Origin of the sequence: Sphingopyxis granuli, from assembly GCF_001559015.1 — a bacterium.
Taxonomy (GTDB): domain Bacteria; phylum Pseudomonadota; class Alphaproteobacteria; order Sphingomonadales; family Sphingomonadaceae; genus Sphingopyxis; species Sphingopyxis granuli.
In genome coordinates this window covers 4532813-4543784 of record NZ_CP012199.1, presented here as the reverse complement: position 1 = coordinate 4543784, position 10972 = coordinate 4532813, and the positions used below count along the sequence as shown (strand labels likewise).

Below are 10972 nucleotides of genomic sequence, written 5' to 3'. Positions count from 1 at the left end.
TCGGCACAGGCGGGGTAGGTGGTGAAGATTGCAAATACGGCAATCTAGCGTTCAGCGCCGCCGCCGAGTGCCTGATAGAGCGCGACATAGGCGGTGAGGCGGTCGGCGCGCATCTGGATCAGCGCGAGATCGACCGACAGCAGCGCGCGCTGCGCGTCGATCTGTTCGAGGTAGGGCGAATAGCCGGCGCGATAGCGGTTGGTGGCGTGGCGCAGCGCGTCGGCGACCGCGGTCCGTTGCGCGACCAGCGCCTGTTCCTGCGCGCCGAGCCGGTCGATCACCGCGAGCTGGTCCTCGACCTCGCGAAAGGCGGTGAGCACCGTGCGGCGATAGGCGAAGGCGGCCTGGTCGCGCTGCGCGGTCGCGGCGTCGAACTGACCGTGCAGCCGCCCGCCCTGGAACAGCGGGGCGAGGATGCTGCCGCCGACCGACCAGATGCCCACCGGGTCGGACAGCGCCGACGAGATCACCGCGCCGGCCGACGCCGACAGGCGAAGCTGCGGCAGGAATTGCCCGCGCGCGGCGCGCAGGTTGGCGTCGGTTGCGGCGAGCGCATATTCGGACTGCGCGATGTCGGGCCGGCGGCGGACGAGTTGCGACGGCAGCATCGCGGGGACGGCGGGCGTCGTCAGCGATCCGAAGCCCGCGCCGCGTGCGATCGCGTGCGGGGTCTCGCCGGCGAGCAGCGACAGGGCGTTCTCCTGCCGCGCGATCGCCGCCTCGATCGCCGGGACCTGTTGCTCGGTCGCGCGATACTCGGCCTCGGCCTGCCGCAGTTCGAGCTGCGAGGTATAGCCCGCCTCGGCACGGTCGCGCGCGATGCGCAGCGCCTCGCCGCGCGATGCCAGCGTCTGTTGCAGCAGCTCGCGCCGCGCGTCGAGCGCGAGCAGGGCGATATAGCCGCTTGCCGCCGCCGCGCTCACCGACAGCGTCGCCGCCTCGTGCGCCGCCGCGACCGCCGCGGCGTTGGCGCGCGCCGCCTCGACCTGCGCGGCGTTGCGGCCGAACAGATCGACTTCATAGGCGGCCTGGAAGACGGGCTGCGCGGCAAAGCCCTCGGTCGCGACGCCGAAGGGATTGAGGCTGCGCGATTCGGCGCCCGGCGCGCTGGCGCTCAGCGACGGCAGCAGCAGCGATCGCGCGACCCTTTCCTGCGCGCGTGCTTCGGCGACGCGCGCCGCGGCGATCGCAAGGTCGCTGTTGTTCGCGCGCGCGCGATCGACCAGCACGGCGAGCTGCGGGTCGCCGAAGCGGTCCCACCATTGCCGGTCGATCGCGCCGCTCGCGGGAAGGTCGGTGCGCCAGTCGGCGGGCGGCGCGACCGTGCTTGCTTCGGGGCGCGGCGTGATCGGCGGCGCGCAGGCGGCGAGCAGCAGCGGCAGGGCCAGCGCCGCGCGCGGGACGGGGCGCATCGTCACGGTCGCCCCGTATGCACGGTCGCGACGACCGACATGCCGGGGCCGAGCCGCTGGCTCAGCGCCTGGCCGTCGTCGATGCGGATGCGCACCGCGATGCGCTGCGGCACCTTGACGAAATTGCCCGATCCGGTGTCGGGCTTGATGATGCTGAACTCGCTGCCCGCGGCGGGGGCGATGCGCTCGACATGCCCCTTCAGCTTCGCGCCGCCGAGCGCGTCGATGCGCAGCGTCGCGGACTGGCCGATGCGGATGCCCGCGGTCTGCGTCTCCTTGAAATTGGCGACGACCCAGTGACGCTCGGGAACCAGATACATCAGCTGGGTGCCCGGGCTGACGAGCTGGCCGACGCGCACGCTCACCTCGCTGAGGCGCCCGTCGCGCGGGGCGCGGATGGCGCTGTTCTGCAGGTCGATGCCGGCGAGCTCGCGCTGCGCCTTCGCATTGGCGACTCCCGCCTCCAGCCCGCCGCGCCCGACGCCGACCGAGCGCAGCTGCTCGGCGGCGATCGCGCGCTGCGCTTCGGCCTGGCGGACGGCCGCCTCGGCCTGGCGGAGCGCGGCGAGCGTCTGGTCGCGCTCGCGCAGCGACACCGATCCGGCGTCGACCAGCTCGTTCACGCGCCGCATGTCGGCCTGCGCGCGGGCGAGCTGCGCACGCGCGCTCGCCGTCGCGGCGTCCTGAAGCCGCACCTGCGCCTCGGCCGAGCGCAGGCTCTGCGCGCTGTTGTCGAGGTTCGCCGATTGCGCGGCGACGCTCGCGGCGCCCTGCGCGACGCGCTCGCGATAGATGCGGTCGTCGATGCGGACGAGCAGCTGGCCCGCCTTCACCCGCTCGAAATCCTGCACCAGCACCTCGGTGACATAGCCGCCGACCTGCGGCGCGATGATCGTCGTCTGGCCGCGGACATAGGCGTTGTCTGTGGTCTGGCTGGCCGGGCGGAAGGGCGGCAGACCCCAGGCGTAGAGAATGGCGAGCGCGCCGACCAGCACGAGGCTGCCGAACAGCAGGATGCGGCCGCGCGACTGCTCGGGTTTCCAGCCCTCTTCCGGCGGCGCGGTGGGCGCCTCGGCCGGCGCGGGCGTTTTCGGGTCGTCGGTCATAGGTTGGCAGCCCTCATCTTCTGCAATGCCTCGAGCTCGGCGGCGAGCGGATTGTGGCCGCGCCGCCGATCGTAAACCCAGCGCGCGAGCATGATCAGGAACGCGATCCCGGCCAGCGATCCGATCACGAAGAACACGTCGTTGAAGGCGAGGATGGTCGCCTCGCGCGCCGCCTCGCGCACCACCTGCGACGCGGCGGTCGCGCTGCGCAGCGCCGGGTCGGAAATGCTGCCGGTCAGGCCGGCGGCGATCGTCTCGATTCCGCGCGCAAGGTCGGGGTTGGTCGTCGCCAGCGTCTGGCCCAACGTCATCAGGTGCGCCTTGGTGCGCAGCGTGTGGAAGGCCGACAGCGCCGCCACCCCGGCGAGCCCGCCCAGCGTCTGCGACAGGCTGAACACGCCGACGAAGCTGACGAGATAGGACGGTCCCTTGGTCAGCGCGCGCAGCAGCCCCTCCATCAGCATCGGTCCCATGAAATAGACCGCCGCGAAGGCGATCGCGGCTTGCGAGAAATAAAGATTCACGGGGCCGGTGCGCAGTCCCGAATGGGTGTCGAGCCAGGCGCCGACCGCGATCACGCCGAGCGAGACGAGCGTCGGGCGGCGCAGGTCGGTGGGATCGAGCCGCGCGATCGCGAGCAGGGCGCCGAGCAGCGTCGCGGCGGTGAGCACGACATAATAGGTGACGAGCTGGTCGTTCACCAGCCCCACCGTCGAGAGAAGGCCGGTGGCGCCGAAATTCTGCTCGGAGGTCAGGACGCGCACCAGCGCCCCGGTGAGCGCGAATTTGACGAGATCGCGGCTTCCCATCCAGCGCGTCTGCAGCATCGGATTGGCGCGGTAATGCTCGATCAGGAAGGCGAAGCCGATCAGCACCACCGCCGCCGCAAGTGCGCCGCCCAGCCACGGCGTCGACCACCACTGGATGCGACCCTGGACAAGGAAGGCGCACAGCAGCCCGACCCCGACCGCGAGCATCGGAAAGGTGACGAGGTCGAGCTTCTCGAACGAGCGCATCGTCTCGCCGGGCGGCAGATGGAGGATGTTGACGAGCCCGACGGCGACGAGCGACAGCGCGAACTGAAAGACGAACAGGTTGGCGATGTCGCCGTCGGCGAGCAGCAGCGGCGACATCGCGCGCGCCAGCGGCACCGCGACCTGCGTCAGCCCGATCGCGAGCAGGAAGCCCGCGATGCGCAGCTTCTGCGGCAGGCCCTGCATCATGTAGAAGGCGGCGAGCGTCGACAGCCCGCTCGCCGCGATCCCCGACACGCCGCGCGCCACGAGTTCCATGCGATAGCCCGCGTCGAACAGCTGCACGAAATTGGCGATCAGCAGCGCGATCATCACCGCGCGCACGAAACGCTGGATGCCGAACTGCTGGCGCGACTTGTAGAGCAGGATGCTCATGCACGCGTTGGTCATGTTGTAGGCGACCGTCACCCAGCCGGCGTCGACCGGGGTCAGGTCGAGATGTCCCTGCATCGCGGTCAGGTTGGCGATCAGCAGCCCGTTCTGGAAGCCGCCGACGATCGCGAGATAGAGGCCGATCAGCAGATAGAAGATCTGGCGGCGCAGCGGATGGTCGGGCGACGCGGGCGATCCCGGCATCAGCGGGCGCTCGTGCGGCTTGAAGACATAGCCGCCGGCGGGCGGCGCGGGCGGGGCGGCGGGCTCAGCCATGGCGGAGCCGCGGCTCGATCAGCGTTGCGTAGAGCGCGGCGCGGAAATCATTGTCGTTGGCGAGTTGCGGCGCAAAGCCGGCAAGCATCTCGCGCCGTACGACGCTGACCGCGACGCCATAGGCGAAGCTGAGGAGGAACATTTCGGGGACCGGGGTGGCGATCCGCCCGGTCTCGTTCGCGCGCCGGATCAGCGGCAGGAAGTGATCGAGCAGCGGGCGCGAGACATGGTCGAACACCCAGGCGGCACGTTCCGGATCGTGACCAGCGTCGCGCAGCAGGAAGCGCGGGACGGTCTCGTTGGCGCAATAGAGGTCGACGAGCGCCTCCATCGACGCGGCGAGGGGCGAAGCGGCCGCGCTCGCCTTGGCCGCCGCGGTGCGGCGCAGCATGTCCATCTTTCCCGCGCCGACCGCCTCGACCACCGCCTTCCACAGGCCGAGCTTCGACCCGAAGCGATAGGCGATCATCGCGGGATCGACGCCCGCGTCGGCCGCGATGTCGCGCAGCGCGGCGGCGTCGAAGCCGAGGTCGGCGAAACGCCGCAGCGCGGCGCGCCGGATCGTCCGTTCGGTGTCGCCGCGGTCGGCGGGCCGGCGCCCGCGGCGCGACGCCGCGCCTGTCGTTGCTGCTCCATGCATCGATCGGGAACCTTCTCGCTGGCCGCATCGTTCCGATAGCGTGATCCGTGGATTAATTCAACAAGTGATGAAATAAGCGGCGGAATCGGAATAGCGGTGGTGTCAGCGGGGGCATTTCGAACTCTATGCGGCCATTCGATCGCCCCTCCCGCTTGCGGGCGGGGCGGGGGTGGACCGGCACCGTTGCGGTTGCCCAACCCGCTGCGGCCAGAGTCTGATGACATTGACCGATCTACCTCGTCATTGCGAGCGGAGCGAAGCAATCCAGAGCGGTGTAAACCACCCTGGATTGCTTCGCTCCGCTCGCAATGACGATTCCAACTCACATCATCATGCACTAGCGAACGAGTTCGCGAGCCTCGCTGCCCCTCCTGCAGGCGGGTGGGAGACGATGTTCGGCAGTCCCATGCAAAATGATTTCACTGTCGCGGCGTGCCATCGGTTGATATGGCGGCGCGTGTCGGACCATGTAACGGTTACATCCGCGAGTCGCGGCCCGCCAAACTTGATTTCGGGACCCGATGCTCTATGCACGGCGCCGTGCAGGGCGACCCCGACAATTACATCAGCCTCCTTTCTGCCGCGCAAATCGAAACGTTGCGGCACGTTTTCGAGCACAAAAATTCCAAGGAAATTGCGCGGCTGATGAACGTATCGCCGCACACCGTCGATGAACGGGTTCGACGATCGCTAAGAAAGCTCAATGTTTCCAATAGGATAGAGGCGGCGACCATCCTGGCGCGTAACGGTGTCTTCGGTCAGGTTACTCCCTATCAGCCTTTGACATATCAATTGGACGACCTAGGCGATGGTCCGCCCCCCGCCGATGCGGGACCGGGGCGCAGTCGGCTTTGGCGGATATTCGATATCGGCACGCCGTTTCCCACCGCGTCCCAGCCGGCCAACCGGCATGGGTTGATGGAAAGGATCATCTGGCCGATCCTGATCGCCTTGGCGACCATATTGGCCTTTTCCGCCCTCTATTCGATCCTTGTCGGCCTCGGCCGGGTTCTGACCTGATGTCGAACCGAATGCTGCGGGGGGGTCCGTCGGCATTCTCTTTCAAGGACCAAAGATCATGCTGAACGAACGCCTTTCCGCAGCGCAGAAGATAGCCGCCGAACTGCACCGGGCCGAAGACGCGATCGACGAAACGATGATCCGTATCGCCCAGCTCGCCGCGACGCTGCCTGCGGCGCGCCGCGAAACCAACATGTCGGCGATCGTCGGCCAGGAAGCGGTGGCGAAGATCGCCAATGCGCTCGCCGCCGCGGGGGAGGTTCGCCAGCTGCTGATCGACGCCCATCAGGCGCTGACCGTGACGCAGAAGCAGGTCGGCCTCGGCACCCGCATGTTCGGTGCCGGGGTGAAGCCCGCCAGCGCGACGCTGGTCGACGAGGGCGCCGACGGCGCGGCGGATGCCGACGTCGTGGCGCTGCCGCTCGCCCGGGCGTCGTGAGTCCGGCGCAGGGTTGACGAGGTCCCATGGGGTCCGTGGCGCTCTATTATGCCGTTCTGCTCATCACGGTGGCCGTCGCGGTTCGACGCGGCGGTCCCCTTGAACGCGGGGCAGCCTATACGGCATTGATCGCCTCGGTCCTCACCAGTCTCGTCGCACCCGCCCCGACCTGGACGAGCATCGAATATAATATCTTCTTCATCGACGTGCTGGTTCTGTTGAGCTTCTGGTTCATCGCCCTGAAGACGCAGCGTTTCTGGCCCTACTGGATCACCGGATGGCAGTTGATCGCCATTTTCGGCCATATCCAGAAGATGATGTTTCCGGAGATATTGGCGCGGCCCTATTCGCTGCTTTCGATCTACATATCCTACCCGATCCTGCTTCTGATCCTTTATGCATCGGGTTCGTCCAGACGGAGCGAGGTTGCGGCCTGACGGGATGAATCCCAGAGGGTGGATGGCATCGCATGCAGCAATTCTCGAACCATGACATTGCCGAGCTGCGCTCGCGCATCGACCAGATCCATGCGCTTCTCGCCGCACGCGGCCCTGAGGCGGATGACGGTCCAGACGCGCCGACGGCGGCCGCGGCGAATGTCCGGCTGCTCGACCAGCTGGCCTTTCACATCCAGATCCGGCGGCTGCGCAAGGGGCACTTCGGCGACGAACCGCTTTCGGGGCCGACGTGGGACATGATGCTCGACCTGATGGTCGCGCAGACGAGCGGACGCAATCTGAGCGCCAGCGACCTCGCCACCGGCGCCGGGGTGCCGCTGTCGTCGGGACTGCGGATGATCGCGGCGCTCGAACGGCTCGGCCTCGCGCACCGTTCGATCGACGATCGCGACCGCCGCCGGTCGCTCGTTCGGCTGACCGAGAAGGGCATCGAGCGGATGGCGAGCTATTTTGAGGAGATCGCGCTCATCCGGCAAACGCGCCGGACCATCGCGATGTGACGCGCGCTCCGCGCACGGCTCATTCGGTGCGCGCGCGCATCATCGCCTCGATCTTCGCCATCGCGTCGCGCTTGATCTGGCAGACGCGCGCGGCGCTGACGTCGAGCGTCCTACCGATTTCCTGCAGGTTCAGTTCCTCGAAGAAATAGAGCTGCAGCACCATCTGCTCGCGCTCGTTCAGCGCGTCGATGCAGTCGCGCAGCGCGGCGAGCAGGTCGCTTCGCTCGCACAGCTCGCCCGTCGCCAGCGCGTCGTCGGCGATCAGGACGCTCCCGGCCTCCATCATCTCGTCGAGCGAGGCCGAGCGGCGCTGCGCCGCATTCTGTTCGAACATGAAATATTCCTCTGCCGTCATGTCGAACGCCGCCGCCATTTCGGCGGTCGTCGGCGCGCGCATATTTTGCTGTTCGAGCGCCGCGCGCATCGCGCGCAGCCGCTTGTTCGCGACCATCGCCGACCGGCCGACATCGGCCTCGCGCCGCAGCTGGTCGATCATCGCGCCGCGGATCCGCGTCGTCGCATAGGTGGCAAAGGCATAGCCGCGCTCCTCATAGTGCCGGCTCGCCTCGATCAGCGCGATCAGCCCGGTCTGGATCAGGTCCTCCAGCTCGTTCGTCCGCGCCACGCGCGAAAAGACCTGCCAGGCGATCTTGCGCACCAGCGGCGCATATTCCTCGACCAGCGCCTCGACGCTGCCCAGGTAGGCGTGCGGACGCAGCGGCTGCGCCGACCCGGCGAAGTGGGCGGCGGGCTCAATCCTCATGCTGATGCTCCTCCATCGCTGCTGCGGAATCGCCGGTCAGGCGCGGTACTTCGGCGCCGATCGTCGCGACGATCTCGGTCGCCTTGTTCGCCGGGATTTCGAGGTAGGAAATGACGGCGACGTCGGGGAAGGTCGCGCGCACCAGCCGCGACAGCGCCGACCGGCACAGCGGCGAGGCGACGAGCGCGAAGCTGCGCGTCGACAGCAGCAGCGGTTCGACCGCCTGCCCGATCTGCTCGATGATCTTCATCGCCATGCCGTGCTCGAACGGCCATTCGGCGCCGGGGTTGGCACGCACCGACTGGTTGAGCAGCATCTCGACGTCGGGGCTGAAGGTGACGACGGGCAGGGGCATGCGCGATGGCACGATCGTCTGGACGATCAGCGCACCGATGCGCTGGCGCACCGCCTCGACCAGCTCGACGTCGCCGAGCTGCTGGCCGGCGAGCGCGACCATCGCCTCGGCGATCTTGCGGAAATCGCGCAGCGGCACGCGCTCGACGAGCAGCGCCTTGCACAGCGCCGCGACGCGCGGCAGCGCATAGCCCTGCGGACAGAGATTCTGCGCCAGCTGCGGATAATGCGCCTTCAGATGGTCGATCAGCGCCTGCGCGTCGTCGATGCCGAACAGCTCGGCCGCCGATGCGATGATGCTGTTGTTGAGATGCGTGGCGACGACGGTTGCCGGATCGACGACGGTGTATCCCGCCGCGATCGCGTCGTTCTGCGACGCCTTGGGAATCCACAGCGCGTCGAGCCCGAAGGTCGGGTCCTTGCATGGCCGTCCGGTGACCTTGGTGACGAGGTCGCCCGAATCGAGCGCGAGCATCTCATGCGGGAACACCTCGTCCTCGCCGACGATCACCCCGGCGATCGAGATGCGATAGGCGTTGCCGGGCAGCGACAGGTCGTCCGTGACCTTCACCGCTGGAACGACGAAACCCAGTTCGCGCGACAGCTGGCGGCGGATGCCGGTGATCCGGCCCATCAGCGGCGCGCCCTTGCGGTCGTCGACTAGCGCGACGAGCGCATAGCCGATCTCGAGCTGGCACGGCCCGATGTCGCTGACGTCGGCCCATTCGATGTGGTGCGGGTCGGGTGCGGGCGCCGCGGGGGGCGGCGCGGCCTCGGCCTCTGCGGCGGTGCGGCGCATCTGCCAGCCGATCGCGAAGGCCAGCGCCGACGCGGGCAGGATCAGCATCTGCGGCATCGCGGGGACGAGGCCGAGGATGAACAGGATGCCGCCGACCGCCATCCAGACGTGCGGCGAGGCGAACTGGCTGCCGATCTGGCCCGACAGGTCGTGCGGCGACGCGACGCGGGTGACGATCGCGGCGGCGGCGATCGACAGCAGCAGCGCCGGAATCTGCGCGACCAGCGCGTCGCCGATCGCCAGCGTGACATAGGTGGCGCCGGCTTCCGAAAAGCTGAGCCCGTGGCTCGACATGCCCAGAATCAGCCCGCCGACGATGTTGACGAACAGGATCAGCAGGCCGGCGACCGCGTCGCCCTTCACGAACTTCGAGGCGCCGTCCATCGAGCCATAGAAATCGGCCTCGGTCGCGACCTCCTGCCGGCGCGCCTTGGCTTCGTCGGGGGTCAGCAGCCCGGCGTTGAGGTCGGCGTCGATCGCCATCTGCTTGCCGGGCAATGCGTCGAGGGTGAAACGCGCCGACACTTCGGACACGCGCCCCGCGCCCTTGGTGATGACGACGAGGTTGATGATCATCAGCACGACGAAGACGAACAGGCCGACGACATAGTCGCCGCCGATCAGCACCCGGCCGAAGGCCTCGATGACGTGGCCGGCGGCAGCCGTCCCCTCGTGCCCGTGGACGAGCACGACGCGCGTCGAGGCGACGTTGAGCGCGAGGCGAAACAGCGTCGCGAGCAGCAGCACCGTCGGGAAGGAAGAGAAATCGAGCGGCTTCGACGCCGACAGCGCGACCATCAGGATCGCGAGGCTGATCATGATGTTGCCGATGAAGCTGATGTCGAGGATCGTCGGCGAGACCGGGATCACCATCAGCGCGACGAGCACCAGCATCGCCACCGGCAGCGCGGCGGCGCCGGCCATGCGGCCCGCCTGGCGCAGGTCGAAACCGGCGATCATGCCGCGCCTCCCAGCGAGGCGAGGCGCCGATAGGTGCGCGCGGCGAAGTCCATCGACAGTTTCTGGGGCATCGGTTCGATATCCATCATGGGCAGCGGCGCCCGGCCGCCTTCGACGCCCGCCGAGCGGGCCATATGCAATTGCCAGCCCGGTGCGGCGGCGGGCCCGGCGGGAAGCGCGGCGGGGCCGCCGTCCTCGTCGAGCTTGGCGCGGAAGCGTTCGCGAATCTCGCCGAGGCTGCGCATGCTGCCGTCGCCGGCATAGAAGACCGAGCGGTTGGCGGCGGCCGCCTCGGGCAGCATCGTCGCGCCGGGCTGATCGGGGTTCGCCTCCCACGCGGCGAGGAAGCGCACCGCGCCCGCGCTGCCGAGGAAATGGGCGAGGTAGAGGTCGACGGGCTCGGCGCTGCGGCCGAGCCGTCCTTCGATGGCGGTGCGATTGTCGGCGGTCAGCGCCGCCGCCATGCTCGATGCCGCGGCGGGATCGTCGCGCAGGTCGAATATCTGTTGGCGGAGCGCGGGATCGGCGACGAAGAAGCGCCCAGCGCCGTCTTGGCCGATCGCGCCCGCCGCCCAGTCGAGCCCGTGCCCGGCGCCGTGCCGGCGCAGCGTCGCGAGCCACGTCTGCTTGGTGAACTGGAACAGCCCGCGCGCCGACGAGGTCGATGCCCGGGCGGTCGGGTTGAAGCGGCTTTCGACGCGTGCGACGTCGACCAGATAGTCGAAATCGACCCCCGTGCGCGCCGAGGCGCTGTGCATCGCATCCATGACGGGAAGCGGGCTTCTGGTCGAGGGCAGGGAGGAATTGATAGACGTCATGCTGTCGGTTCCGCTGGTTCG

General features: G+C 68.6%; 11 protein-coding genes. 4 read left to right on the top strand and 7 right to left on the bottom strand.

The genetic code is table 11. The features are described 5' to 3' along the window. Positions 1-44 precede the first annotated feature (44 nt). The 4 genes from SGRAN_RS20775 to SGRAN_RS20760 are packed head-to-tail and all read right to left on the bottom strand — an operon-like array spanning position 45 to position 4840. Positions 45-1412, bottom strand: coding sequence for an efflux transporter outer membrane subunit (locus SGRAN_RS20775; protein WP_067186566.1), 1368 nt, complete (start codon positions 1410-1412; stop codon positions 45-47). Between the two features lie 2 nt (positions 1413-1414). Further along, positions 1415-2518: an HlyD family secretion protein gene (locus SGRAN_RS20770; protein WP_067186564.1), complete on the bottom strand. Its 1104-nt coding sequence runs from the start codon at positions 2516-2518 to the stop codon at positions 1415-1417. Next, entirely contained in the window at positions 2515-4200 is a 1686-nt protein-coding gene (locus SGRAN_RS20765) for an MFS transporter (protein WP_067110415.1), read from the bottom strand. Before SGRAN_RS20765 ends, SGRAN_RS20770 begins: the two co-directional genes overlap by 4 nt. Continuing rightward, the gene (locus SGRAN_RS20760; protein WP_067186562.1) at positions 4193-4840 is read right to left on the bottom strand and encodes a TetR/AcrR family transcriptional regulator; all 648 of its coding nucleotides are present in this window, start codon (positions 4838-4840) and stop codon (positions 4193-4195) included. Before SGRAN_RS20760 ends, SGRAN_RS20765 begins: the two co-directional genes overlap by 8 nt. Before the next feature lie 528 nt (positions 4841-5368). Here SGRAN_RS20760 and SGRAN_RS20755 point away from each other — a divergent pair. From SGRAN_RS20755 to SGRAN_RS20740, 4 genes are read left to right on the top strand one after another with little or no spacing between them, the layout of a single operon-like run. Beyond that, positions 5369-5860, top strand: a complete 492-nt coding sequence (locus SGRAN_RS20755; RefSeq protein WP_067186560.1) for a response regulator transcription factor — start codon at positions 5369-5371, stop codon at positions 5858-5860. Between the two features lie 58 nt (positions 5861-5918). Next, positions 5919-6299, top strand: a complete 381-nt coding sequence (locus SGRAN_RS20750) for a hypothetical protein (protein WP_067186558.1) — start codon at positions 5919-5921, stop codon at positions 6297-6299. Between the two features lie 26 nt (positions 6300-6325). After that, positions 6326-6736 carry a hypothetical protein gene (locus SGRAN_RS20745; RefSeq protein WP_067186556.1) on the top strand — a complete coding sequence of 137 codons (411 nt, stop codon included), beginning with the start codon at positions 6326-6328 and terminating at the stop codon, positions 6734-6736. Positions 6737-6768: 32 nt separating this feature from the next. Next, complete coding sequence (locus SGRAN_RS20740) at positions 6769-7257, top strand: winged helix DNA-binding protein (protein WP_067186554.1); 489 nt, start codon at positions 6769-6771, stop codon at positions 7255-7257. Positions 7258-7276: 19 nt separating this feature from the next. On the opposite strand, the gene SGRAN_RS20735 is transcribed toward SGRAN_RS20740, so the two are convergent. The 3 genes from SGRAN_RS20735 to SGRAN_RS20725 are packed head-to-tail and all read right to left on the bottom strand — an operon-like array spanning position 7277 to position 10951. Continuing rightward, entirely contained in the window at positions 7277-8020 is a 744-nt protein-coding gene (locus tag SGRAN_RS20735) for a sigma-70 family RNA polymerase sigma factor (protein ID WP_067186552.1), read from the bottom strand. Next, complete coding sequence (gene flhA, locus SGRAN_RS20730) at positions 8010-10133, bottom strand: flagellar biosynthesis protein FlhA (RefSeq protein ID WP_067186550.1); 2124 nt, start codon at positions 10131-10133, stop codon at positions 8010-8012. Before flhA ends, SGRAN_RS20735 begins: the two co-directional genes overlap by 11 nt. Continuing rightward, the gene (locus SGRAN_RS20725; protein ID WP_067187227.1) at positions 10130-10951 is read right to left on the bottom strand and encodes a transglycosylase SLT domain-containing protein; all 822 of its coding nucleotides are present in this window, start codon (positions 10949-10951) and stop codon (positions 10130-10132) included. Before SGRAN_RS20725 ends, flhA begins: the two co-directional genes overlap by 4 nt. Between the last annotated feature and the right edge of the window lie 21 nt (positions 10952-10972).